Origin of the sequence: Kitasatospora sp. HPM-01-4 (genome assembly GCF_051374625.1) — a bacterium.
Taxonomy (GTDB): Bacteria; Actinomycetota; Actinomycetes; order Streptomycetales; family Streptomycetaceae; genus Kitasatospora.
Genome location: NZ_JBPQGP010000005.1, coordinates 9,029,108 through 9,053,640 on the forward strand (window position 1 = coordinate 9,029,108; position 24,533 = coordinate 9,053,640).

24 protein-coding genes and 1 tRNA gene are annotated in these 24,533 nt (G+C 71.8%); 14 read left to right on the top strand and 11 right to left on the bottom strand.

Features of this window, described 5'->3' with window-relative positions:
• Positions 1–24: 24 nt before the first annotated feature.
• On the top strand, positions 25–993 hold the full coding sequence (locus ACSMTC_RS38875) for an ABC transporter substrate-binding protein (RefSeq protein WP_436564478.1): 969 nt from the start codon (positions 25–27) through the stop codon (positions 991–993).
• Positions 994–1,145: 152 nt separating this feature from the next.
• Here ACSMTC_RS38875 and ACSMTC_RS38880 read toward each other — a convergent pair whose 3' ends face one another.
• Both ACSMTC_RS38880 and ACSMTC_RS38885 read right to left on the bottom strand, forming a co-directional pair.
• Positions 1,146–2,030, bottom strand: coding sequence for an aldo/keto reductase (locus tag ACSMTC_RS38880; RefSeq protein WP_436564479.1), 885 nt, complete (start codon positions 2,028–2,030; stop codon positions 1,146–1,148).
• Positions 2,031–2,043: 13 nt separating this feature from the next.
• Entirely contained in the window at positions 2,044–2,982 is a 939-nt protein-coding gene (locus tag ACSMTC_RS38885) for an NAD-dependent epimerase/dehydratase family protein (protein ID WP_436564480.1), read from the bottom strand.
• An 80-nt stretch (positions 2,983–3,062) separates the two neighbouring features.
• On the opposite strand from ACSMTC_RS38885, the gene ACSMTC_RS38890 reads away from it, so the two are divergent.
• Positions 3,063–3,977 carry a LysR family transcriptional regulator gene (locus ACSMTC_RS38890; protein WP_436564481.1) on the top strand — a complete coding sequence of 305 codons (915 nt, stop codon included), beginning with the start codon at positions 3,063–3,065 and terminating at the stop codon, positions 3,975–3,977.
• A gap of 78 nt (positions 3,978–4,055) precedes the next feature.
• Here ACSMTC_RS38890 and ACSMTC_RS38895 read toward each other — a convergent pair whose 3' ends face one another.
• The gene (locus ACSMTC_RS38895) at positions 4,056–5,324 is read right to left on the bottom strand and encodes an MFS transporter (RefSeq protein WP_436564482.1); all 1,269 of its coding nucleotides are present in this window, start codon (positions 5,322–5,324) and stop codon (positions 4,056–4,058) included.
• Positions 5,325–5,457: 133 nt separating this feature from the next.
• Between ACSMTC_RS38895 and ACSMTC_RS38900 the strand changes: the two genes are divergently transcribed.
• Complete coding sequence (locus ACSMTC_RS38900; RefSeq protein WP_436564483.1) at positions 5,458–6,420, top strand: LysR family transcriptional regulator; 963 nt, start codon at positions 5,458–5,460, stop codon at positions 6,418–6,420.
• A 216-nt stretch (positions 6,421–6,636) separates the two neighbouring features.
• Here ACSMTC_RS38900 and ACSMTC_RS38905 read toward each other — a convergent pair whose 3' ends face one another.
• The 3 genes from ACSMTC_RS38905 to ACSMTC_RS38915 all read right to left on the bottom strand — a co-directional run bounded on the left by ACSMTC_RS38905 (position 6,637) and on the right by ACSMTC_RS38915 (position 8,884).
• Entirely contained in the window at positions 6,637–7,233 is a 597-nt protein-coding gene (locus ACSMTC_RS38905) for a GNAT family N-acetyltransferase (protein WP_436564484.1), read from the bottom strand.
• A 208-nt stretch (positions 7,234–7,441) separates the two neighbouring features.
• Positions 7,442–8,428 carry an LLM class flavin-dependent oxidoreductase gene (locus tag ACSMTC_RS38910; RefSeq protein WP_436564485.1) on the bottom strand — a complete coding sequence of 329 codons (987 nt, stop codon included), beginning with the start codon at positions 8,426–8,428 and terminating at the stop codon, positions 7,442–7,444.
• A 54-nt stretch (positions 8,429–8,482) separates the two neighbouring features.
• Positions 8,483–8,884: a nuclear transport factor 2 family protein gene (locus ACSMTC_RS38915; RefSeq protein ID WP_436564486.1), complete on the bottom strand. Its 402-nt coding sequence runs from the start codon at positions 8,882–8,884 to the stop codon at positions 8,483–8,485.
• Positions 8,885–9,512: 628 nt separating this feature from the next.
• Here ACSMTC_RS38915 and ACSMTC_RS38920 point away from each other — a divergent pair.
• Entirely contained in the window at positions 9,513–10,274 is a 762-nt protein-coding gene (locus ACSMTC_RS38920) for a pirin family protein (protein ID WP_436564487.1), read from the top strand.
• Between the two features lie 218 nt (positions 10,275–10,492).
• On the opposite strand, the gene ACSMTC_RS38925 is transcribed toward ACSMTC_RS38920, so the two are convergent.
• Together ACSMTC_RS38925 and ACSMTC_RS38930 are read right to left on the bottom strand one after the other, a co-directional pair.
• A complete protein-coding gene (locus ACSMTC_RS38925) occupies positions 10,493–10,999 on the bottom strand; it encodes a hypothetical protein (protein ID WP_436564488.1) in 507 nt (168 codons plus the stop codon).
• Between the two features lie 54 nt (positions 11,000–11,053).
• Positions 11,054–11,842 carry a hypothetical protein gene (locus ACSMTC_RS38930; protein WP_436564489.1) on the bottom strand — a complete coding sequence of 263 codons (789 nt, stop codon included), beginning with the start codon at positions 11,840–11,842 and terminating at the stop codon, positions 11,054–11,056.
• Positions 11,843–12,330: 488 nt separating this feature from the next.
• On the opposite strand from ACSMTC_RS38930, the gene ACSMTC_RS38935 reads away from it, so the two are divergent.
• On the top strand, positions 12,331–13,041 hold the full coding sequence (locus tag ACSMTC_RS38935) for a DUF5701 family protein (RefSeq protein ID WP_436564490.1): 711 nt from the start codon (positions 12,331–12,333) through the stop codon (positions 13,039–13,041).
• Between the two features lie 171 nt (positions 13,042–13,212).
• Here ACSMTC_RS38935 and cynR read toward each other — a convergent pair whose 3' ends face one another.
• Complete coding sequence (cynR, locus tag ACSMTC_RS38940; RefSeq protein ID WP_436564491.1) at positions 13,213–14,157, bottom strand: transcriptional regulator CynR; 945 nt, start codon at positions 14,155–14,157, stop codon at positions 13,213–13,215.
• Positions 14,158–14,282: 125 nt separating this feature from the next.
• On the opposite strand from cynR, the gene ACSMTC_RS38945 reads away from it, so the two are divergent.
• The 9 genes from ACSMTC_RS38945 to ACSMTC_RS38985 all read left to right on the top strand — a co-directional run bounded on the left by ACSMTC_RS38945 (position 14,283) and on the right by ACSMTC_RS38985 (position 20,283).
• Positions 14,283–14,870: a carbonic anhydrase gene (locus ACSMTC_RS38945; RefSeq protein WP_436564492.1), complete on the top strand. Its 588-nt coding sequence runs from the start codon at positions 14,283–14,285 to the stop codon at positions 14,868–14,870.
• Between the two features lie 115 nt (positions 14,871–14,985).
• Positions 14,986–15,456 (top strand): cyanase, encoded by a 471-nt coding sequence (gene cynS / locus ACSMTC_RS38950; protein ID WP_436564493.1) that lies wholly within the window; start codon positions 14,986–14,988, stop codon positions 15,454–15,456.
• 139 nt (positions 15,457–15,595) lie between these two features.
• Entirely contained in the window at positions 15,596–16,093 is a 498-nt protein-coding gene (locus tag ACSMTC_RS38955) for a nucleoside deaminase (protein WP_436564494.1), read from the top strand.
• Positions 16,093–16,500: an NUDIX hydrolase gene (locus ACSMTC_RS38960; RefSeq protein WP_436564495.1), complete on the top strand. Its 408-nt coding sequence runs from the start codon at positions 16,093–16,095 to the stop codon at positions 16,498–16,500. Before ACSMTC_RS38955 ends, ACSMTC_RS38960 begins: the two co-directional genes overlap by 1 nt.
• Positions 16,501–16,991: 491 nt before the next feature.
• Positions 16,992–17,065 (top strand) — tRNA-Met (locus ACSMTC_RS38965).
• Between the two features lie 510 nt (positions 17,066–17,575).
• Entirely contained in the window at positions 17,576–18,124 is a 549-nt protein-coding gene (locus ACSMTC_RS38970; RefSeq protein WP_436564496.1) for a carbonic anhydrase, read from the top strand.
• Positions 18,125–18,158: 34 nt separating this feature from the next.
• Entirely contained in the window at positions 18,159–18,296 is a 138-nt protein-coding gene (locus ACSMTC_RS38975) for a hypothetical protein (protein WP_436564497.1), read from the top strand.
• 247 nt (positions 18,297–18,543) lie between these two features.
• On the top strand, positions 18,544–19,065 hold the full coding sequence (locus ACSMTC_RS38980; RefSeq protein ID WP_436564498.1) for a SigE family RNA polymerase sigma factor: 522 nt from the start codon (positions 18,544–18,546) through the stop codon (positions 19,063–19,065).
• Between the two features lie 3 nt (positions 19,066–19,068).
• Complete coding sequence (locus tag ACSMTC_RS38985) at positions 19,069–20,283, top strand: hypothetical protein (protein ID WP_436564499.1); 1,215 nt, start codon at positions 19,069–19,071, stop codon at positions 20,281–20,283.
• A gap of 435 nt (positions 20,284–20,718) precedes the next feature.
• On the opposite strand, the gene ACSMTC_RS38990 is transcribed toward ACSMTC_RS38985, so the two are convergent.
• Entirely contained in the window at positions 20,719–23,889 is a 3,171-nt protein-coding gene (locus tag ACSMTC_RS38990) for a tetratricopeptide repeat protein (RefSeq protein ID WP_436564500.1), read from the bottom strand.
• 53 nt (positions 23,890–23,942) lie between these two features.
• Positions 23,943–24,392: a hypothetical protein gene (locus tag ACSMTC_RS38995; RefSeq protein ID WP_436564501.1), complete on the bottom strand. Its 450-nt coding sequence runs from the start codon at positions 24,390–24,392 to the stop codon at positions 23,943–23,945.
• Between the last annotated feature and the right edge of the window lie 141 nt (positions 24,393–24,533).

Here is a 24,533-nt window from a genome sequence, read left to right on the forward strand (position 1 = left end):
CCGTAAACTACCATTGCTCGGAGAATGCTCATGCTTGGCACCCGCTTTACCAGGACTCTGCTCGGTGCGGCCGTGGTCGGCGCCCTCTCGCTGGGCCTGACGGCGTGTGGCTCCTCGGGGTCCGGCGACTCTGCGGGTGGCAGCGACGCTTCGTCCTCCTCCGCCGCGAAGGGCGGCAAGCGCAAGCTCGACACCGCGTTCGGCGCGGTGGAGGTCCCGGCCGAGCCCAAGCGGATCATCGCGCTCGGCGACACCGCGCTGGACACCGCGCTGTCGCTCGGCATCACCCCGGTGGGCACCAGCTCCAGCCGTGGCGGCACCACCGCGCCCGCCTACCTGAAGGCCGACGGCATCCCGCTGGTGGCCACGGTCAAGGAGCCCAACATCGAAGCCATCCTGAAGACCAACCCGGACCTGATCCTGACGTCCTCGGGGGTGGAGAAGTCCCGGTACGACCAGCTCTCGGCGGTGGCGCCGACCGTCGTGCCCAAGTCCGGCGACTGGCGGTCGGTGCTCGGTGTGTACGGCGAGGCGCTGGGCCACAAGGACGACCTGACCACCAAGCTCGACGCCCTGGACAAGCGGGCCGCGAAGGCGGGTGAGGGGAAGAACGGCTCGGCGGTGGTGATGCGCTGGATGCCCAACGGGCCGATCGTGATGAACACGACGAACATGCCGGGCGAGATGCTGAAGAAGGCCGGTGCCGCCACGCTGCCGATCGCGGACGGCCTGGGCGCGCAGCCGCACTCCGACCCGCTGTCGCTGGAGAACCTCAACAAGGCCGACGCGGACCGGGTGTTCGTCGCCACCCTGAACGCGGAGGGCGAGAAGGCCCTGGAAACCGCCCGCAAGCAGGAGGCGTTCACCCGGCTGAAGGCGGTCGGGACCAATCAGCTCATGGGCGTTGACGGTCAGGTGTGGAGCAGCAGCTCCGGCCCGATCGCGGCGGAGAAGGTCGTCGAGGACATCGAGAAGGCCTTCGGCGCGAAGTAGCCGCAGGCGCAAGCCGGTTCTGCGCGCCTGTACTCGGCATCGCCGGTATCAGGGGCGCAGAACCGGGAGAACCCGGTGGCCGGATTCTCGGCGCTCGCGGCCTGGCGAGGACGTCTACGGGGGCGACGGCGAGCGACGCCCCATGACCCGTCTCAAGCCGGCAGAGCTTCCTCAAGCCGCGTCAGCTCCTCCGTAGTCAGCTCGAGGTCCGCGGCCTTGGCGGAGTCGGTGATGGAGGCCGGGCGGCTGGCTCCCGGTACCGGGATCACTGCCGGGGAGCGGGCGAGCAGCCAAGCCAGGGCGATCTGCTGGGGGCTGACGCCGCGGTCGTCCGCGATGCGGTGGAAGGCGGTGCCGACGGAGGTGGAACCGGAGGGGCCGTCGAGGGAACTGCGCGAGATTCCGCCCAGCGGGCTCCAGGGCAGAAAGGCCAGACCCAGCCGCGTGCTCAGCTGCAGCTCCGCCTCGCTGTCGCGGACGGCCGGCGAGTACCGGTTCTGCACGGAGACGAGTCCGTCGCCGAGGATCGCATGTGCTTCGCGGATCTGGGCGGTGGTGACGTTGGAGATCCCGGCGGCACGGATCGTGCCGGCGTCGAGCAGCTCGCGCAGCGCGCCGACGGAGTCCGCCCAGGGCACGGCGGGGTCCGGCTTGTGCAGCTGGTAGAGGCCGATCGCGTCGACGTCCAGGCGCTTGGCGGAGGCCTCGGCGGCCTGCCTGAGATGTTCCGGAGTGGCGGTGACGGTCCAGCCGCCGTCGCCGGGTCGGCCGCGGCCGCCCTTGGTGGCGACCAGGATGCCGGAGGTGTCGCCGCCGTAGCGGGCCAGGGCACGGGCGATCAGCAGCTCGTTGTGGCCGACCTCGCCGGCGTGCCAGTGGTAGCTGTCGGCGGTGTCGATGAGGGTGACACCCGCGTCGAGGGCGGCGTGGATGGTGGCGACGGCCCGCGTCTCGTTCGGACGGTGCTCGATGGACAGTGGCATGGCGCCCAGGCCGATGGCGCTGACGGTGGTGTCCGCGATGGTGCGGTACTGCATGGTGGTCTGTTCCTCAGGCGGTGGGTGACGGCTGGGCGGTGAGGGCTTCGGCGACGGCGCCGGGCAGCCAGTCGGTGGTACGGGAGAAGAGGAAGCCCAGCTCCTTGGCGCGGGCGTTGCTCATGGCGTAGTGGCGGTCGAAGGAGAACGGGGAAGCCTCCTCGCCCGCCTGGACGGTCCGGTAGACGGGCTCCCGGCCGGCCTGCGCGGCGATGACCGCGGCGAGGCCGTGTACGTCGAGCGGGCCGTCGGAACAGGCGTTGAGCGGGCCGGTGAAGTCGGCCGTGGCTGCCCACAGCAGCAGATCCGCCAGTTCCTCGTGGTGGATGAACACCGTGGGCAGCGCCTTCGCGTGCACAGTGATCTCCTCGCCCCGGGTGATGCGCTCGGCGTAGTGCGCGAGCCGGCCGGTGAACTCCTGCGGGCCGCCGCCCAGCACATGCGCGCTGCGCACCGAGGCGAACTCGAAGCCGCCGGCGCGGGTGAAGACGGCCTCCGCCTGACGCTTGCCCTCGGCGTAGTGCGCCTCCAGGTACAGGTCGTCGTGCCAGGGAAGGTCCGTGTCCGCCAGCCAGGTGGCCGGATCCACGATCTCCTCCGGTACCGGCGTGCCCGGCGGGACAGCCGACAGCGCGGCGGTCAGCGGGTCGTAGACCTCGATCGTGGACGTCATGACGTAGCGCCGGGTGCGGCCGGCGAAGGCGCGGGCGGCTACAGCGGCCTGCACGGGGGTGTAGCAGACCTGATCGACAATCACGTCGAAGGTGCGGGAACCGAGCGCGGCCGTCAGGGCGGCCTCGTCATCGCGGTCGACGACGAGGTGCCCGACACCGGCGGGCGGCGGGGTGGAGCCGCGGTTGACCACGGTGACCTGATGGCCCGCCGCTTGCAGACGCTTCACCAGGAGCTTTCCAAAGTACCGGCTTCCGCCGATGACGCAGATCTCTTGCATGCCCCCCATCCTGGAGATCTATCGTCATCAGCAGAAGTGTCGGCTTACTGGAAACGCATTAAGGCAAACTGTTGATCGATATGCAGCGGCTCCGCATCCTGCGGGCGGTGGCGGAGCACGGTAGCTTCAACCGGGCGGCCACTGCCCTGCACCTCACCCCCTCGGCCGTCTCCCAGCACGTGGCCGCCCTGGAGCGCAGCCTCGGCGCCCAGGTCGTCGCCCGCAGCACCCGCGGCGTCACCCTCACCCAGGCCGGCCAGATCATGGTCGGCGCCGCCGAATCGGTCGCCGCCGAGCTCGAACACGCGAAACAGCAGGTCGACCAGCTCAGTACAGGCCGTCTACAGCTCACCGTCGCCACCTTCACCAGCGGCGGCCGCCTCCTGCTGCCCGGCGCCCTCACCCGGTTGATGGCAGCCCACCCCCGTACCGTGCTCCACCTCAGGGAGGGCGAGCCCGAGAACACCCTGCCGCTCGTCCGCCAGGGCGCCGTCGACGTCGCGCTCGCCTACCACTTCGACGGCCCACTGCCGGTCGGGCCGACCCCCGGCTCCAGCCTGGAGTGGACCCCACTCCTGGAAGACCCCCTGCACGTCGTCCTGCCGGAGGGGCACCGGCTTGCCGGCAGCGACGTGCTCGACCTCGCCGAGCTGGCAGCCGAGCCCTGGGTGCTCGGCTGCCTGAAGGCCGAGGCATACCTGCGCCGCTACGCCGAGCGCGCAGGCTTCGCCCCGGAGGTGCGCGGCACCACCACCGACTACTTCTTCGCCCGCTCGCTCGTCGCCGCGGGCATGGGAATCTCCCTGGTCCCCTCCATCGCGCTCGCCCCGGAGATCCCCGGCCTCCGCACCGTCCCGGTCAAGCCGCCGGGGCCAGTCCGGCACATCGGTGTCGCCGCGATCAGCCGTAGCGACCGGCCCCACGTCACGACGCTCATCCAAGCCCTTCGTGAGCAGGCGCTGCAGCAGCACTCCCAACGGCGGTCACCGGACTGAGGACCCGGTCCGTCCCGGTCACTGCCGCAACCAGCACTCGCCCGGCCTTCCCTCACGCCTGATGGCCCCGACGGCCCGTCAGGCGTGGCTCGGTGCCGGCTCCGGCTCGGAGGGAAGCGCCGCCGCGCGGCGGGGGAGCAGCAGCGGGGTCGCCAGCAGGAGCACGCCGGCCAGGCCGATGGCCGTACGCGGGCCGAGCAGGCCGCCCAGTACACCCCAGAGGGCCGTGAGGAGCGCGGTCGAGGCCTTGGTCGTCACCGCCCAGGCGGACAGCGTGCGGGTGACCCGGTCGGTCGCGGTGCGCTCGATGCGATAGGTGGCGTAGACGGGGTTGAAGACCCCGCAGCAGAAGATGAGCCCGAGCTCGACTCCCATCACCAGCAGCAGCCCCTCGGTGCCCGGCCCGAGGAAGGTCAGGCCGACGGGCCACAGCGCGCGCAGCGCCCCGGTCACGACCAGGACCCGGTGCTGCCCGAACCGGGTGACGAGCGGCCGGGCCAGCCGCGAACCGAGCAATCCGCCGATCGAGGGCGCGGCGAAGGCGAGGCCGTACTCCCACGGCGCGAAGCCGAACCGGCCGAGCATCAGGACGGCCAGCAGCGGCTCGGCGGCCATCACCAGGCCGTTGAACAAGGCGGTGTTGAAGAACAGCGGACGCAGCGTCGCGTCGGCGAGGATGTACCGCCAACCGTCGAGCAGGTCCCCGGCCCGCATGCGCGCGGCCTTCTGGTGCTCGGGCCGCGGCTCGTGCCCGCCCGTCGCGCGGATGCCCAGGGCCGAGAGCAGATAGCTGACCGCGTCGGCCACCACCGTCGCCACCGGACCGAGGAGCCCGATCGCCGCGCCGCCCAGCGGCGGTCCGATGATCGTGGTCGTCCAGGCCGTGGACTCGAACCGGGCGTTGGCGACGAGCAGGTCCTCGGCCGGCAGCAGCGTCTTCAGGTACGCGCCGGAGGCGGCGCGGAAGGTGATGTCGGCCGCCGCGACGACGACCGAGACCAGCAGGAGCTGAAGGAAGGTGAGCACGCCGAGCGCGAACGCGGTGGGGATCGTCAGCAGCGCCGCGAACCGCACCAGGTCCATCGCGATCAGCACCGGCCGCTTGCGGCGGAACTCCACCCACGGGCCGAGCGGCACCGCCACCGCCGCGCCCACCGCGGCCCCCACGGAGGAGAGCGCGGCGACCTCGGCCGGTCCGGCGTGCAGCACCTGGACGGCGATCAGCGGGAACGCGCCGAAGGCGAGCCACGTGCCGAGCGCACTGGTCCCGTACGCTCCCCAGAACCACCCGAACCGCCGCCCCAGCCGATGCCCGGGCAGATGTCCCAGCCGGTGCCCGCTCCTCATACCCGACGCCCCTCGCCACTCATCCGTACAACCGATCCGCGAACGGAAGCATCAAAGCGAGCAGCACACCCGGGGATCAAACAACCACAGGACCCCCGGCCACAACCAACGGTTGTTCCCCTAAGGTGTCGGCATGGACCTCGACACCGTCCGGACCTTCGTCGCCGCCGCCGACGCGGGGCAGTTCCAGGAAGCCGCCGCCGAGCTGGCGGTCACCCAGCAGGCCGTCTCCAAACGCATCGCCGCGCTGGAGCGCAACCTCGGCGTGCGGCTGTTCACCCGTACCGCGCGCGGCGTCGGACTCACCATCGACGGGCAGGCGTTCCTGCCCCACGCGCGCGAGCTGCTGCGCGTCGCCGAGCGTGCGGCCGCTTCCGTGCGGACCGGCCGCCGTCCGCTGCGCGTCGACGTGATCGCCTCGCGGGTCGCGGCGTCGGGCCTGATGCGCGGCTTCCACCGCGCGCACCCCGAGATCGAGCTCGACGTGGTAATGCTGTTCGACGTCGAGACGGCCGTCGCCGCCATTCGGTCCGGTGCGATCGACGCGTCCTTCCGCGCCGTCGCCGCGCCCGGCCGGCCCCTTCCCGAGGACATCGAGTCCGTCCGGGTGCTCGACGAGCCGCTCCAGCTCCTCACCGGCCCCGCCCACGCGCTTGCGGGCGCCCGGTCGGTGACCCTCGCTCAGCTCGTCGGGCACCGGATCTGGATGCCCGGCATCGTCCCCGGTACCGAGTGGGCCGCCTACTACGACGACCTCGTCGCCGAGTTCGGTCTCACCATCGAGGCGACCGGCCCCAACTTCGGCTCCGACGCGCTCATCGACACCGTCGCCGACACCCCGGCCCTGGCCACCTTCATGGGCGAGCGGACCCTCCCCCAGCTACCGCTGGGAGGTGCCGCCGACGTCTGGCCCGCCGGCCACGGCCTGCGCCGCATCCCGGTGACCGACCCGACGCCCGTCTACCCGCACTCGCTCCTGTGGCACCGCGACAACCCCCACCCGGCGCTGGCCACCCTCCGCTCCCACCTCGCCGCCACAGCGGCCGGCCACGACGCCGCCGGGACCTGGGCGCCGGACTGGGTGATTCCGCGCTGAACGCCGCCGCGCCCGCGATCACCGTGGCCTCACCGACGGACGGTGGGTCGGGGACGGGCCATCGGCACACTTCGGCTCCCCTCCGTCCGGCCTCAGCCGCCTCGACGGTGGTCAGGGCTGTGAACCGCCGCTCCGGCTCGCCGGACGCGCCGGGGCTCGATCGGCGTTGACGCCCGGGCCGGTCGGTTCCCGCGGCCGCCCGCCCGCCGGTCGTCGTCAGCGGTTCGGCTCCCGGCGCATGCACCAGGTGCGCGGCCCGTTGTCGGGGAGCCGGATGTCCGCGGTGACGGTGAAGCCGAGCCGCTCGTAGAACCTCACGTTCCTCTCGCTCGACGTCTCCAGGAAGACCGGGTACCCCGCGTGGTCGGCGGCGTCCAGGCCGGGTCGGAGCACCGCGCTGCCGAGGCCCCTGCCCTGGGACGCCGGATTCACCCCGACGGTGGCCAGGAACCATACGGGCTCCTCGGGGCGGTGCGGTTCCAGCGCCCGTTCGGCCGACTCGTACGCCGCCGCGCGGTCACCCGCGAGCTCTCCGACCAGCGGACCGGCCTCGGCGAAGCCGGGGGAGGCGTCCCGGTCCGGGGTCGTCCAGACCGCGACGGCGCTCGCGTCGTCGGTGACCCAGACACGACCGTAGGCCATGCCGACACGGGTCAGGAAGAGCTCCTGGAGCCGCCGGACCCGCTCCTCGTGGCCGTCCGCCGAGACCACGTGGCGTGTGAAGGGGTAGTCGGCGAACGCCCGCGCGAGAGTCCGCACGGCGGCTGCCTCGTCCTCGGGCGTCGCGGGGCGTACATGCCGCTCAACGGCCATGGGTCCTCCGTAAGGTGTTAGGCGGCCATCTTCCGTTCGCAGGGGAACGACCAAGATCGCCGACGAGTTCCCCGGCCATGGGGAGGCGCGTCATGCTGCCCGCCATCGGGACGGGCAGGCCGGCACCGAGAGTCCGTGAGCGGATCGCCCGGTGCACATACCTGAATCTGCGGCACACACTCGGTCCGGCTGAACGGCCGGGCCGTGGTCAGAGCCCCGTCGCGGCCTCGAGGAATGCCTCGAGCTCGGTGGGGATGTCGGGTCCGCTGGGCTGGTAGATCAGCTCGGTCACGCCTGCTTCGGCGACCTCGGCAAGACGCTTCCGAACCTCTTCGCGGGTTCCCGTGAACGTCGTGCGCGGAACCGCCTCCCAGCTTCCGGCGTGCCAGGCGGCGCGGTCGGCCTCGTTCAGCCCGACCAAGTGCTGTTCGTGGACGGCCAGGTGGATGTCACGCGGATCGGTGCGTTCGATCGACTTCAGCCACTGCTCGCCACCGGGCAGGCTGCGCACGTCTTGGCCGGCTTCGTGAAGGAAGTGGTAGGCCAGCGCGTTCCCCGGGCCCGCCGCGGCCATGACGTGCGGCGAGTTGAGCGCTTCGCCCTCGGCCAGTACCGTGCCGTGAACGGTCAGCGCCGCCCAGGAGAAGTCCCGGGCGCCCGACGTTTCCTCATTGACGGAGAAGAGCCCGTCGCCCAGCTCACGGGCGATGGCGAGCCCCTTGGGCCCCGTGGCCGAGATGGCGACCGGGATGTCGATCGGGCGCTCGGGGGCATGGCCGGACGGATGCATCATGCGGAGGCGGGCGCCTTGCCATTCCACGGTCTCTCCCGCGAGCAGGCCTTTGAACGCGGTGATGTACTCACGGAGATATGCCCACGTGGCGGGCTTGGCTCCCATGGCGCGTGCGCTGGTGAAACCGGTTCCGAAGGCGACGGCGGCCCTTCCCGGGGCGAGGGCGGCCAGACCGGCGGCCCCGGCCGCGTTGACCATGGGGTGGCGGAGAGTCGGTACCAGCACTCCTGGCCCCAGGCCGATGCGCTCGGTGCGTTCCGCGGCGAGAGCCAGCAGCATCCACACGTCGGGGCTCTGGTGGGGAGTGTCGTAGAGCCACGCACGCTCGTAGCCGAGCCGTTCGGCGACAGCGATGTGGGCGGGTGCGTCCAAGGAGGAGGCAAAGGCACTGGAGATCTTCACGGTACTCCTCTGATGATGTGCGGCCTGATCGACGACGTTGGTCGGCCGTGGTGGTCAGCGGTCCTCGGGGAAGTCGTTTCCGTACATCGGCAGGCCGCTCACGGACTTCTCCCTGGAGACTTCCTCCTCGATCACGTCCCAGTGCTCGGCCAGGACGCCGTCCTCCATGCGGACGAAGTCGACGGCGATCCAGGGGGCGGGCTCCCCGTGTCCCGTGAAGCGCCCGCGCACCATGACCATGTCCCCTTCCGCCAGGATCAGTTCGGTCTCGTGGTGCAGCTCCGGGAGGTTCTTGACCAGGGTGAACAGGCCCTCGCGGCCGGGCGGGATGTGGGCGCTGTGCTGGATGTAGTCGGGAGACCAGAACCGCTGTGCGGAGGCGAAGTCCCGCTTGTTGAAGAGGGTCTCGAAAGCCTCGCTGACGATGGCCTTGTTCTTGTCTTCGATGGCGCTCATGGAAGTGGTCACCTTCTGTCGAATGGCGGCGGAAATCTGCTCGAACTCCCCGGTATGTGGGAGGACTTCAGCCGGTCGGGTCACGCGGCCGACCAGCCGTCGTTCGGAGATCACGTGCAGTGCGGAGCAGCGGCTTTGATCACGCCTTGTTCTGCTGGGCATCACCTCGTCGAAGCACCCTGAGGTCAGGTTTTGAGCACCAGGTCCGCAACGCTCCGGGGGGAGTGACCAGAGCCGAACCCCGTGCGTTCCCGGTTCGGGACCAGGATCGGCCAACGACGGCACCCGTGTCCCTCACGTGAATGGGTGAGGGGGGCGCCGGGCGGATGTCGCCGGGCAGGCCGTTCGGCGCGGCCGGCACACGGCAGCACCCGGGCGGGTGAAAACGTACATCGCTCGCCTTCCGTGCCGCATCGACAGCGGGGCCACACCCAGTTCGCTTCGCCGACTCGATTCCGAGCATGGCAACGATGTGACGTGCGGACCACCGGGCACCGGTCGCTCGGTCGTCGCACCGGCTGGTCGGAGCCCCCAGCGTCTCGGGTCCGGCTTCGCCGCCACCGCTGGCGGGAATATCGTCCGGACGCGGTATTGTTGAACGGTCAACAACCTTCGAGGAGGGCTTCCGATGGCATCCGTACTCGACATCCGCCGCGCCGACGAGCGCTTCCACACCCGCGCCGGCTGGCTCGACTCCCGGCACTCCTTCTCGTTCTCGCGGCACTGGGATCCGGCCAACACCCACTTCGGGCTGCTGCTGGTCTCCAACGACGACGTGGTGGCGCCGGGTACCGGCTTCGACACCCACCCGCACCGCGACATGGAGATCGTCACCTGGGTGCTCGACGGCGCCCTGGTCCACCAGGACTCCGAGGGGCACAACGGCGTGATCTATCCGGGGCTGGCCCAGCGGATGAGCGCCGGCACCGGGATCCTGCACAGCGAGAAGAACGACTCCTGGACGCTCACCGGCGAGCCCGAGCACCGCACGCCGGTGCACTTCCTGCAGATGTGGACCATTCCCGACACCGCCGGCATCCAGCCCGGCTACGAGCAGCTCGACATCAACGACGAACTCGCCGGCGGCGGCTGGGTCACCCTGGCCTCCGGCATGCCCGAGCACGCCAGTCGGCGCGCCATCGCCATCCGGCAGAAGCACGCCGCCCTGCACGTCGCCCGGATCCGGCCCGGCGAGACCCTGGAGCTGCCCACCGCGCCGTTCGCCCACCTGTTCATCGCGCGGGGCAGCGCCGAACTCGAAGGGGGCGGCCTGCTGGGCACCGGCGACGCAGCCCGGATCACCGGCTCGGACGGCCGCAGGCTCACCGCCGGCCCTGACGGCAGCGAGGCCCTGGTGTGGGAGATGACGGCGGCCGTGACGGTGAGCTGACCCCGGGCTTTCCCGGCGTGTCCCGGTTCGACACCGAGTGCGGCGCCCGGATCCGGGCGCCGCACGGCATGCGGCCTGGACTGGTCCCGCCCGGTGCCGGTGCGGGTGGCCGGCCCGCGCCTGGCTGGCCGGTGCCGTGCCAGGGGGCCCTTGCTCCTGGTTCCTGTGGCTGAGTGCCTCATCCGGCGAGTGGGGGCCTGCGTCGGTGCCTCGAAGCGTCAGATCCGCCCGCCGAAGCGGGCGCGCACTGTCGTCGCGGCTTGGGTGAGGAAGGCGTTGAGGCGTTCGGGGACCGACCCGAGAGAGGCCCACCATTGCAGGTCGGCGGTGGTCATGGCGTGGAGGCGGTCGAGGCAGGTGTCGCCGGGGAGGAAGCCATGGGCGAAGACGGTGAGCTCACAGCCGGTGACGAACACCACCTGCGCACCGCTCCGTCGCAGCCTCTCCGCGCGCTGCGCGCAGTCGGCGAAGAACGGCAGGATCCGGCCCGGGGGAAGGACGGCCGGGAACGGTGAGAACCACACTTCGAGGCCCGCGTCGGCTGCGTGCCGCGCGGCGATGCTCAGCCGATCGGCGTCGCGGCCGGAGAAACGCACGGCGTCGTAGCGCAGGTCACCGGCGATCGCCGTCATGTCGTGCCGGACCTGCTCGGGGTCGAAGGTCTTTCGGGTGAGGAGGTGGCCGGGGAAGGTCCCGGTGTCGTAGTTGATGCCCCGTGCGCGCACGTCAGTGTGGGGGAGCCGCGGAAGCTCCCGGACGGCGGGGTCGCGGCGGGTGGATCAGTGGAAGGCGGGCAGCGCGGCGAAGTGCGTGTTCGCCGCCGTGACGAAGTCCGGGGCCATCGTCAGGCTCAGTGCCGGGTCGCCGGCCAGCGCGACGGCCTGGTCGTCGGTCAGCGGGGTGACCCCCTGGGGGTTGGTCGCGCCGTTCCACTCCAGCCGGCTGCCGAGGCTGACCTGGACCCCAGTGCCGTCGGAGTGCAGGACCACCACCGAGGTGTCCTGGACGCCGTTGCCGGGGTGCGAGAGGTACACGTCCTCGCCCCGTGCGTTCGTGAAGCATTGATCCGTTCGCTGGTCACCCGGGCGGTCGGTGGAGGTGTCACAGCCGCGCCTGTCGCCCGTGCCGTCGAACAGGAGCACCCGGACCATCCCGAGGCCCTTCTCGGTCCGCACGTAGAACTCGGCGCTCGGGTTCTGGTTGTCGGCGGTGTCGACCGGGTTACCGGCGTAGTGCTCGGTCTTCGTGCCCTGGGGCAGCGCGTTGAGCGCGGCCTGCAGTAAGGCGGCGGGTGTGGCCGGCACGGTGGCGGGCGGCGCGCCGGCTGGGGCGCTGCCTTTCGAGGCTGTGGCCGCACCGGGCCCGGTGGGCGTGGCGGTGGTGCCCGGCAGGCCGCCGACCAGTGCGGCGACCGCCGTCAGGGCGACGGCCGAGCCGGCGACGGCGCCGACGGTGCGAATTCGCCGGGCCCGCCGCCCGTGACGGATGGCGGCGCCGACCAGGTCGCCCAGCGGGGGAGGGTCGCTGTCGGACAGTTCCTCACTCAGGGTGGAACGGAACTCGTTCATCTGATCCAGTCCTCGTAGAAGTCAACCGCACACCGGCCGTGCGGAGCCGCTCGGTGCCGGGGCCCTGACCTCACAGACGGTCCGGCCCCCGGGTTCGGTCGCACCGCTCGCACAGCCGCACGGGCGGTAGGCGTGCGCCGTCTGGCCACATCAGGCGTCGGGGCGGGCCGGAAGCTGTACCAGGCCCACTCGGTCAGGCTTCCGAGCAGCGCCAGGAGCGCCAACAGGAGTATCAGAAAACCATGTTGTGCGGAGCTCAGCCCGGACAGCCTTCCCCTGGAAAGGGCAGGCTCTACGTCAGGCCGTCGGCCCGTCCAGCCCGCCCGGCTGCGGGACGCCGAGACATCCCCGGTCGTCGAGGACCTGGTGGGCGGGGCGAGGCGGGCCGGGTCGATCATCTCCCGGCAGGGGTCAGCAGCGGTGGGAACGTCCTGACGGGCCGCCACGTTGCCCTGGGGCCCGTCTACGTCGCCATCCCTGGGAGCATCGTGCCCGAGACCACGTCCGTCACCCCCGTCGTTCTTGCCTCACTCCCGGCCCTGAGCGCGCAGGCCGAGCGCCTGATCGAGTTGGGAGTGCACGAGATCGCCGGGCTCTCCGCCGCCGAGTTCCGTGCCTTCGCCGCGGCCGCCGAGGCCTCTGCGGGCGGTGACGGCGCCCTGCTTGCCGTTCACCCGCACCAAGCTCCCGCCTCCGCCCTCGCGCCGCTGCTGAGCCGCGACGGCAAGGCGGGATTCGTCGTCACCGACATGCCCGACGTAGACCTCTTCGCCCCGCTCGACACGCTCGCGCTGCCCGACGCCCCGCTCGACACGCTCGCGCTGCCCGACGCCCCGCTCTACCTCCTCACCGGCCTCAACCGCGGTGACCAGATGGCCAACTGGAGCCCGAACGAGGCGCTGCCCGCCCTCGTCGAGCAGGGCCGCACCCCGCTGCTGCTGACCGAGGGCATCCACTGGGTGATGCAGCAACCCTCCGTCCTGGAGCGCAACCACTGCTTCATGACCATCGGCTCCCGGCTGCGCAAGACCAACGGCACCCTTGACGCCCGCACCCCGGCGATCTGGATCAGCAACGGCACCGGGCGGGACGGCCGCGAGCGCCGCAACGCCCCCAAGGTGGGCTGGTGTTGGGCGGGCAACCGGCACACCTGGCTGGGATTCGCCTCCGCCGCGCACCGCCTGGTCCAGGGATCGTGAACAGTCGTGATCACGTGGCGGGCCGGACGACGGGGAACTCGTCGACGGCACCGCGCTGATCGCCGAGGCCGGCGCGTACGGACCTGGAGGCCGTGCGCGCCACGGGCCCCGGCCTGACGGATCCGGGAGCGATGGTCCACCACACGCGGGCTGGTCGGCCCGGCGGTCGGATCAGCGGCCCGGAAAGGATTCGGCCGTACCGTTTCCGGACGGGGGCGGGGTGTAGTCGCGGGTGTGGACGAGATCGTGGGTGAGCCGGGTGAAGGCGCGGGTGGCGGCGCTGTGGTAGGCGCCCTCACGGTGCAGGAGGGTGACGGTACGGGTGGGCAGGGGAGGGTCGAGGGGGACGGGGGTGAGGTGGGGGTGGTCGTGGGTGATGGCGTCGGGCAGGACGGTGGCCAGAGGGGTGCGCCGGACGATCTCGGTGAGGGCCTGGATGGAGTTGGCCTCGACCGTGATGCGGGGGGCGATGCGGTGGTCCGCGAAGTAGGCGTCGATGTAGCCGCGGGTGGCGAAGTCGCCGCTGAGCAGCGCCAGTTGTTCCTCCTGAAGAGCGTGGACGGGTAGGGGATCAGGCATCGCCCGGGTGTGCCGGGTGCCGGTGACGAGGCTGAGGGTTTCGGTGAACAGCGGGACGGCGGTGATACCGGGCGGGTGGGGGCCGGCGAAGGCGATGCCGAGGTCGAGGTCGTCGGCGAGCAGGGCCGCTTCGATGCGGTCCTGGGTCATCTCCGCCAGGGTCAGGCTGATGCCGGGGTGGCGGGTGTGCAGTTCGGCGGTGAGCGGGCCGATGAGGTAGGCGGTGAAGGTGGGGGTGACGCCCAGGCGCAGGTGGCCGCGGGAGAGGTCGTGGACGTCGTGGACGGCGCGTTCGGCGGCGGCCAGGTCGCGTAGTGCGCGCCGGGCGTGGTCGGTGTAGACGGCGCCGGCGTCGGTGAGCCGTACGGTGCGGCCGGTGCGGTCCAGCAGCTGCACACCCAGGGTTCGCTCCAATTGCTTGATCTGCTGGGAGAGCGTGGGCTGGGAGATATGCAGGTCTTCGGCGGCGCGGGTGAAGTTGCCGTGTTCGGCGACGGCGAGCAGGTAGCGCAGGTGACGTAGTTCGAGAACGGCCATGGAAGCAACTATAGATATGAGCAATAGCTTCCATGGTCAACAGCTCTTGGACACTATATGCACAGGTCATGCATGGTGGATCTCACCAGCCCGCAGGGGCCGGTCACCACCGAAGGGAGTGACCCATGCAGGACCTCACCAAGGGCGTCGCCCGTTTCCAGCGGGACGTCTTCCCGGCCAAGGCGCAGCTCTTCGCCCACCTGGCCACGCATCACACGCCGCACACGCTGTTCATCAGCTGCTCCGACGCCCGCGTCGTCCCCGAGCTGATCACCGGCACCGAGCCGGGTGACCTGTTCGTCATCCGCACCGCCGGCAACCTGGTGCCCGCCTACACCCCCGAAGCCGACGGGGTGGCCGCGAGCATCGAGTACGCCGTCGCCGCACTGGGCGTGAAGGACATCGTCGTCTGCGGCCACTCCGCGTGCGGCGCGATGACCGCCCTCGCCGAGGGCCACGACCTCGGCGGGGCCCCGGCGGTCGCCGCCTGGCTGCGGCACGCGGACGCCTCCCAGGCCCGTACCACCACCGCCGGTGACGTTTCCGCCCTGGTGCGGCAGAACGTACTCGCGCAGCTGGCGAACCTGGCCACCCACCCCTCGGTCGCCCGCGCCCTGGCACAGGGCAAGGTCGCCCTGCACGGCTGGGTCTTCGACATCGCCACCGGCCGCGTCGAGGAACTGTCCACCGCCATCCCCGCGCTCGCGGCCTGACCCCACCTGCCGGATCCGGTTCCCCGTCCGCGACAGCGTGCCGGGAGCCCCGTACCCACCACTTCGCCCTCTGTCCGTGAAGTGGTCCACCCAAGAGAAAGAGGACGTACCGATCATGGTGCACGCCCAGTTCGACCCCACCGCCCGCGAGGCCCTCGCCACCGCCGCCGTCGAGGCCAAGATCCGTAAGAACCTCTCCTGGAAGCAGATCGCCGACGCCTCCGGCCTGTCGGTGGCCTTCACCACCGCCGCCGTCCTCGGTCAGCACCCGCTGCCGGAGGACGCCGCCAAGGCCGTCGCCGAGCTGCTGGGCCTGGACGAGGACGCGGCGATGCTGCTGCAGACCATCCCCACCCGCGGCTCGATCCCCGGCGGCATCCCGACCGACCCGACCATCTACCGCTTCTACGAGATGCTCCAGGTCTACGGCACCACCCTCAAGGCCCTGGTCCACGAGGAGTTCGGCGACGGCATCATCTCCGCGATCAACTTCAAGCTCGACGTGAAGAAGGTCGCCGACCCCGAGGGCGGCGAGCGCGCCGTCATCACCCTCGACGGCAAGTACCTGCCGACCAAGCCCTTCTGATCCGAGCCCTTCTGACCTGACGCCAAGGCCGCGTCACAGACCGGGCAGCGTAGCGGGGCGGGCCGGAACCAGCCTTCCGGCCCGCCCCGGTTCCCGGCGAGACGGCCCCGTACCCCCCTTCCACCTCCGGAGGACTTCCATGGACTTCGTCCAGCGCACCATCGACATCGCCCGACAGAACGTCGCCGAGGGCGGCCGCCCGTTCGCGACCGTCATCGTCAAGGACGGCGAGATCCTCGCCGAGAGCCCGAACGAGGTCGCCCAGACCGGTGACCCCACCGCCCACGCGGAGATCCTCGCCATCCGCGAGGCCTGCGTGAAGCTGGGCACCGAGCACCTGACCGGCGCCACCATCTACGTGCTGGCCCACCCGTGCCCGATGTGCCTGGGCTCGCTCTACTACTGCTCCCCGGACGAGGTCGTCTTCCTCACCACCCGCGACGCCTACGAGCCCCACTACGTGGACGACCGCAAGTACTTCGAACTCGCCACCTTCTACGACGAGTTCGCCAAGCCCTGGCAGGAGCGCCGACTGCCCATGCGCTACGAGCCGCGCGAGGACGCCGTCGAGGTGTACCGGTTCTGGCAGGAGCGCAACGGCGGCGAGCGTCGTGTCGCCGGTGTCCCCACCGCCTGATGACCCAGGTGATCGAAAAGGTGGCCTGGATCCACCTGGATGCGGGCCGGCTCCTGACCGCCCGCACCCACGGCCGCGACCGGTTCTACCTGCCCGGCGGCAAGCCCGAACCAGGCGAAACCATCGAGCAGACCCTGCTCCGCGAGGTTCGCGAGGAACTCGGCGTCACCCTGGACGCCTCCACCATCACCCCCTTCCTGACGGTGGAGGCCCCGGCCGACGGCAAACCCGCCGGGACGACCGTGCGCACGGTGTGCTGCACCGCCACGCCCACCGGCGCCCCCGGCCCGTGCTCGGAGATCGCCGAGATCGCCTACCTCACCCACGGCGACCGCCCCCGTGCCAGCGCCACCACCCGCGAAGTGCTCGACCGCCTCGCCGCCACCGGCCGGCTCCTGCGCTGGTGAACCCCGGCGGCGCACCGCCCCGGCGCCTTGGCGCACACCTTCCGGCCCGGGGTCGGTGCGCCGCCACTGTCCTCCGTGTGCTCCCACAATCAGTCCCGAACCGTTCTGCCCCAAGGTGGTGTCGTGTCCGAGCTGTCCCCAAGGCAGCGGCTGCTGGTCCTCGCCGTGTGCTGCTCGGCACTGTTCCTCTCGCGGCCGTACGTCGTGGCCTTCGACCGCGGCCCCGAGTGCGGAGTGCGTCACCTCCAGATCACGCGGACCGCCGGCCAGTGGCTTGCCCCGGCTTCGCTGCCGGCCCCGGCCCCGGGAGGACTGGGGAGGTGCCGCGCCTGCGGCGGCCGGGTGCGTCTGGTTGCCCGATCGGGCGGGGTCGATTGGGTCGGTGTGCGGTCCGTGAGGAAGACCGCGGCAAGGCCGGTAGGGGCGGACCGGACCGTTGGGATAGGACGATTTCGTGTTGGCACGATCGCCGTATAAGGTGGTCTCACCGACGCGGGGTGGAGCAGCTCGGTAGCTCGCTGGGCTCATAACCCAGAGGTCGCAGGTTCAAATCCTGTCCCCGCTACGATGAGGGCCGGGGCTGGCGCATGAGTGCGCCGGCCCCGGCCCTGTTCGTTGGTCGACTGGCGGCGCGAGCAGGCCTGCGTCGGGGGCGAGATGACCGTTCGGCAGATTGCCGCCCGAGTGCGAAGGCCCTCGCCAGTAGCAGCCCTTGGACCGTGAAACCGCCGTTGCCCGGTCAGGTCGGGCCGGGGTCCACGGTGTTGGGTCCGGTTCGCGGGCCCCGGGGGGGTGCGGAGCAGCCGCTGCCGTCGGGGTGCGAGTGGCACCCGAGCGCTGATGGCGGTGGAGCCGCGCGGGGTGAGCACTCAGAGCCGGAGCGCAGGGTCTGTTCAGGCCAGCCGGGCTGTCGCAAGTTGTGGTTCACGGCCGAATACGCCGGATCGAGCATCGTCGAAGCCGAATCCCCACACGCCGCCGCGACGTCCCGGCCCGCAGAAGTCACCGACCTGATACTGGAGGCCACCAGCTCGGTCTCGCCGTCCACCGACCCACTCTGATTGGAAACGCGACGATGACCTCATCGAACTTCGCCACCTACCTCGAGCGCAACAAGCAGTTCGCCGCCACCGACGCCAAGACCCATGTCCCCGAGGTCCCGTTCGTCCCGTTCAAGCAGGTGTACCTGATCACCTGCATCGACCCGAGAGTGGAGCCCGCGGCGATCGTGGGCGTACAGCTCGGCGAGGCGATCGTGGCCCGCAACGTCGGGGGCCGCATCACCCCCTCCATGGTCCACGATCTGACATGGATCTGCCATCTTCATGAGAACAAGACCCCCGACGCCGACTGGTTCGAGGTGGCGATCATCCACCACACCGACTGCGGCTCCGGACTGTTCGCCGATGCCGAACTGCGCCGCACCTACGCCGAACGCGGCGGCTATGACGAGGAGACCGCCGCCGCCATGGCGGTGCTCGACCCGTCCGCCACCGTGCGTACCGATGTCGAGTTGCTGCGCCGGGCCCCCGAACTGGCCGGCAGTATCGGCAAGTTCAAGATTGGCGGCTACGCCTACGACCTCAAGACCGGCGTGCTCACCACCGTCGTCGACCCGAACTGACCCGGTATCGCACCGGACCCCGCCGCAGCGCCAGGTGATCCGGCGGACCGCCTGGACGACCTGGACCCCCGGCATCACCTGGCGCGGCAGCCGGGACGGCGCGGCGGAGGCCGTCGACGCTCTGCGTGTCGGCCGGCTCCACGGCAAGGCAGTGCTGATCTTCGACGCCTGAGGTGCCCAGCCGTCTCCGGTCGGATCCGTGCGGTGGGACGGGCCCGTCCGGGGTGGGCTGCTACCGGAAGTCCTCCGCGTGGTCCCGCACCCATGAGCGGAAGCTGCGTGCCGGGCACCTGAGCACCTGCTGCACCGTGTCCGTCACCCGCTCCGGCTTGTGCGTGAACGACTCCCAGGCCCGTAGTCGGGACTCCACGAATGCCCCAGGGTGCGACGGAACCGGGTGCCCATCGCGTTGGATAGGTATGGACCGCACAACAACCACCGTTCCAGGGCCGCTGGACTTCCGGGAGTTCGTTGCGGCGAGGGGGCGGCACCTGGTCAGGACGGCGTACCTGCTGACCGGTGGCGATGCGCATCTCGCCGAGGACCTCGCCCAGGAGGCCCTCGGGCGCGTCTTCCTGAAGTGGCGCCGGATCTCCCGGATGGAGAATCCCACCGGGTATGCGCAGACCGTCCTGGTCAACACCTTCCTGTCGTACCGGCGCCGGCGCAGCAGCGCCGAGCACGTCACCGACACGTTCGCGGACGCCGCCGCCCACGACCCCGACCCGGCGCTGCGGGTGACCCTGCTGGGGGCGCTCGGTGAGCTGCCGGCGAAGGACCGGGCGGTGCTGGTGCTCCGCTTCTGGGAGGACCGCAGCGTCGAGGAGACCGCGTCCGCCCTGAACCTGAACCCGGGTGCCGTCCGCTCGCGCAGCAGCCGGGCGCTGGCGCGGATGCGCGAGGCACTCGGGTCCGACTCCCTTTCCGCCCTGAGGAGCTGAACGATGACGTACGAGGAGGAGTTCGCGTCGGCGCTGCGCGCGATCGCCGACCGGGCGCCCGAGCCGCCGGGCGAGACGCTCGCGCTGGCCTCGGAGCGCCGTGGGCGCAGGCGCCGGCTGCGCAGGCGGGCGGTGGTGACGGGGGCGGTCGCGGTGGTGGTGCTTGCGGGTGTCACGGTGAGCACGCTGCCGGGGCGGGCGGGCGGCCAGGGGCCGGCCGGCGGCATGAGCCCGGAGATCACCGGCCGTTTCATGACCGACACCTTCAAGGCGCTGCTGCCCGCGGGCAGGGTCACCGTCGATGCCGGGTACGGGGCAGGGGACCGCGGCGCCGGTCAGGGCCCGCTCGCCGTCCTGGAGTTCGACGACGGCCAGGGGGCGGCCCAGCTGGATCTGTCCGCCGAGCGGGTCGGCGTGCCGATCACCGCGGCGACCCAGGGCACCCAGTGCATCGGCTCGGTGGACTACCCGACCGAGCTGTGCAACCGCGTGGTCCGGTCCGACGGATCGATCCTGATGGTCCAGAAGTTCCTTCCGCGGGCCCCGGACTGGACCCGGCGATGGTGGGTGGTCTATACCGCTCCGGACGGGCGGCAGGTACAGGTGAACGAGCTCGCGCGGGGCTCGGCGGAGCGGCCCGCACGGCAGGTCCTGCCGGTCAGCACGCAGTGGCTGACCGACGTGGTCGCCAGCAGCGTGTGGGATCCGGTGTTCGGGGCGGTCACCCAGGCGACCGCCTCACCGCCGGCGCCGGGCACCGTGGCCGACCCCCCGGCGGCGGCCGAGCTCCGAACGGCACTGCGGGGCCTGCTGCCGGCCGGCGCGCAGGCGCGGGACGCCGGGGCCGCCGACGTACCCGGCTCCACCCTCCTCTCGGTCACCCTCGCGGACCGCACCAGCAACGTCGGGATCGACGTCATGCCCGGCTCGGAGAGCGGGGACCCGGAGCGCCGGACCGCGTTCACCAAGGACGTCGACCCCGCATCGGTGGTCCGCAGCGAGGACGGGACACTCACGGTCGCCCGGACGTACGGCGCGAGCAAGAGCGCTGCGGAGCCGGTCGTGCAGTGGGTCGTCGAGGCGCTGCGGCCCGACGGCACTCTGGTGGCGGTGTCCGAGTGGAACGGCACCGACCCGGCCGCCCCTGTTCCGGGTACGCCCGCACTGACCGTCGACCAGCTTCGGGCCATCGCGTTCGGCGCGCGCTGGAGCGGCTGATCGGCGTGAGAACGGCCGGGCGGGTTGACGATCCTTCCCGCGTACCGGCCGAACCCGCCGTTTCGATGAACTGACGCGTGATCGACCCCCGGTGCGAGGACAGGTCTCAGACGGCCGTCAGGCCGCTCCTGTCCAGCCCAGCCGCCGTGTCGCCTGGACACGGCGGCTACGGGCGGGTTGAGGCGGACCTGGAGCCGCTGCCGTTCCCACACCCCGCACACAGGGGCAGCCAGGCCCCGGCAGCCTCGCAAGGCGGTCGAGAACCCGCCCGGGCGATCCGCGGCTTCCAAGCCGAGTACTACCCGGCATGCGTGACCCGCCGCGCCTGGCGGCCGTGAAGTAGCCTCGCCGTGTCCTCCGGACCGCTCGTGTGCCCGTCGCTCGGGACCGTGCCGCTGAGGCCGCGTGGGCGGGTGCGTTGACCTGGGGTTCCGGTCAACCCTCGGGATCGCTGACGAGCAGACGATGGATCTTCTCCGCTTCCGCACGGCGGCCGAGTCGGGCGAGCAGCTCCGCCTGTAGCTGCATGGTGTGTCGCAGGTGGTCGGTGAACGCCGCGGGGAGTCGGTCGGCCAGCTGGAGGTAGATGGCGGCGGCGCTGTCGGCCGAGCGCAGGGCACCGCGCAAGTCGCGGCCCCAGACCAGACGTACGGCTGCTGAGGCGAGCAACGTGCGGGCGAGTCCGGCGGAGTGGACGGCGGGGTCGGCCTGGGCCAGGCGTCGGTGGAGTGCTGCCGACCGCTCCAGGGCGGTGACGGCCTTCCGGAACCGTCGTAGTTCCGCCAGGTCGGCGCCGAGGTTGTGGAGCGTCATCGCGAGGTCGGGCTCGTACGCGGCCGGGTTGGCGCGGGCGAGGCGCCGCCAGATCCGGAGCGCCTCCTCGGTCGTGGTCAGCGCCTCCTGGTGCCGGCCCACCTCCGTCAGACGGTTGCCGAGATTGTCCAGCGAGCGGGCGAGGTCGGGCTCGTACGCGACCGGATCGGTCAGGGCCAGGCGCCGGTAGAGGGCTGCCGACTGCTCCCCGGCGGCCAGCGCCTCCTGATGCCGTCCCACCTCCGACAGATGGCAGCCGAGGTTGGTCAGCGACATCGCGAGGTCCGGCTCGTACGCGGCCGGGTTGGCGTCCGCCAGGCGCCGCCGGATCCCGACCGCCTCCCCGGTGGCGGCCAGGGCCTCCTCATCCCGTCCCATATCTCCCAGACAGCGGCCCGCATTGTTCAGCGAGGCAGCGAACTCGGGCTCGTACCTTGCCGGGTTGGCCCGGGCCAGGCGCCGCCAGATCTCCACCGCCTCCTCGGCGGCGGCCAGGGCGTCCTGGTGCCGTCCCAGCTCCGGCAGGAGGCGGCCGAGGTTGGTCAGCGACGTCGCGAGATCGAGCTCGTGGGCGGCCGGGTTGGCCCGGGCCAGGCGCCGCCAGATCTCCATGGCTTGCTCGCTCGCGGCCGACGCCTCCGCGCGTCGGCCCTGCATCGCCAGGCAGAGGGTGAGGTTGCCGAGCGAGGTGGCGAGCTCGTACTCGTACCGGGCCTGGTCGGTCTCGGTCAGGTGCCGCCGGATCTCCACCGCGCGTTCCACGGTGGCCAGCGCCTCCTCCCCCCGCCCCAGGCGCGCGAGGCCGGTGCTGAGGTTGTTCAGCGAGGTGGCGTAGTCGTCCAGGAAAGCCGCCGGATTGGCCTGGGCCAGGCGCCGCCAGATCTCCGTGGCCCGCTCGGCGGCGGCCACTGCGGCGTCATGGCGGCCCGCCTCGCCCAGGCGGATTCCCAGGTTCACCAGTGCTGGGGCGAGGCTGCCCTCGTGGGCCGCGGGGTCGGCCTGAGCGAGCCCCCGGCAGATCTCCACCGTCTCCTCGGCGACGGTCAGTGCCTCTGCCCGCCGTCCCACGTCCGCCAGGCTGTTGCCGAGTACGGAGAGGGCGTTGGCGAGCAGGTGCCGGTAGCCGGCCGGGTCGGCCTCGGCCAGGTGCCGGTAGATCGCCACTGCCTGTTCGGAGGCGGCCAGGGCGCGCGAGTGGAGGCCCGCGTAGGACTGGCGCACCGCGAGGGTGGTGTACAGGCCGGCGTGCCGTGCGGGATCGTCCGTGGCCGCGAGGAGGTGGGCGGCGAGGCGGGCGGTCAGGGCCGCGATGCCCGGGCTGAGGTCGGTGTGCCGATCAGGCGGGAAGCGCGCTTCGACGGCCTCCAGGACGGTCGGGTCGATGGTGGGGATGCCGGCGAGTGCGGTGAGGGCGGCGCTTCCGGCGGCGATGGCGAGTCCTGGGTCCTGGCGCAGCAGCGGGTACAGGCAGGCCGGGCCGAGATGCGGCCAGCGTTCGGCCGCGGCGGCCAGGAAGGTGACGGTACGCGGCGTCCAGGGCGCGGGTGTGCGGTCGGCGGCCCGGTCCAGCAGGAGGTCCACCGTGGGCGTCGCCCAGTGCTGGGCGGGATAGTCGGCGGTGTGGCCGGGGACGGTCAGCGCCAGGAAGTCCTCGGCGAGGCGGTCCGGGTAGAGGGGCGCCAGGACGGTGTCGGGGGCGGAGCCGGCCGGGGGATAGCAGGCGGCGTGGTCGGTGAGGATCTGCGCGGCGGGGTCGAGCCGGAGCGTCCCGAGCACGGCGGTGCCGTCCGGCCGGGTGAGCGTGCCGGTGAGAGCGGCGGTGAACACCGTCCGGTTCATCGTCTCGGGTGGGGTGGTGAATGTCCGTCCGGCGGGATCGAGTTCATGGGCCGGGTCGCCGTAGAGGTTCTGCCAGTGCAGGTGCTCCCGGTCCAGCAGATAGATCGTCAGGTTCGCCATGTCGCCGGGCGGTCGGCGACCGGTGACGTAGGCGTCGACCGCGACCAGCGCGGCGGTGTGCACCGCGAGGGTCAGGCCGAACTCGGGGGCGTCCAACGGTCCCGGAGGGCTGACGGCGGCCGCGGAGGTGCCGTAGTGGGCGGCGAAGCTGTCGCGGGCCGCGGCGAACATCGCCGCGCGGGCCTGCCGCGCCGTCCCCTCGCCGCCGGGCAGCGGCGCCAGCAGCTGGGTCGAGGTGGCGGCCTGGTGGTTGGCCAGTGCGCCGCGTACGGCCGGCCAGAGGTCGGCGCTGCGGCCCAGCAGGAGCACCCGGGTCCGCACGGCGGTCTGGTGCAGCAGGGCGTTGCTGAACAGCGCCGTCAGATGGCTGGGCGGCCACCGGTCCGCGTAGTCGACGATCAGCAGCAGACCGGTGGCACCGGTCAGGCGCAGGTCCTGACTGCCCGGGGGCGGCAGGACGGTACCCGGCCCGTGGGTGGCGGTGACGACCTTCCACCCGTCCGCCAGCGAGGCGTGCGCGAACTCGGCCGAAAGCCGGGACTTGCCCTGGCCGCCGGGTGCGTGCAGCCAGCGCACGGCCAGCCGCGGGCCCTCGTCGCGCCAGGTCCGCAGCCCGGCGAGCTCCTCCGCCCGGCCGGTGAACGGCACTACGGCGAAGCGGGCGTTGAGCATCCGGCTGGGCAGCTGCCGCAGATACCCCGGATCCGCCTGCGGTGCCGGACGCCAGGTCTCCAACACGTACAGCGGCGGCCCGTCGCCGAAGACGTTGATGTCGCCACCGATCACCCCGTACGCGAAGCCGCTCTCCGCTCGCACCTCCTGATGGACGCTCACGGGATCCGGAGGCTGACCGGGCACCGACGCACCGGACGTCTGCGGATCGGACGTCACAGGGGCTCGTCGGTGGGCGCCGGCCCGGTGTGATGGTGGACGTGCACGCTGCTGCCCGGCCCGAGTGCGCCGTAGGCCGAGCCGCCGTCGCGCGCGGTGACGTGCTGGACCCACTGCTGCCGGACCGGCGGAAGCTGCTGCTGGAGCTCCCGGATCAGGGCCAGCAGACCGTCCTCGGTGTCCGGCAGCTCGCGCAGCAGGTCCACCAGATCCGCCTGCCAGCGCGCGATCTCACCCTCCCGGACCGCGGCGGCCTCTCCGGCGCTCGTTATTCGGGCGGCACTGCGCTCCAGTTGGGCCTCGACGTCCTGCCGGGAGTCGCCGCGGCGGTGGAACAGGGCGGCGGTCCTGGCCCGGGCCGACTCCCAGGCGCTGGTCGCCATCGCCGCCACGACGGTGGTCGCGCCGGTCATGGCCAGGCTCACCAGCGGTTCCACGTCGGGCATCGTGCCTCCTCGATCTGGTCCTGAGCTGTCCGGTCGGGTGGGGAGTGTGCCTGCACATCATGCCCGCCGCTCCCGCCGAATGTGGCGAAACGGCGAAGACGAACGGCCGGTGAGGCCGCGTTGGTGTCGGTCCAGGCTCCG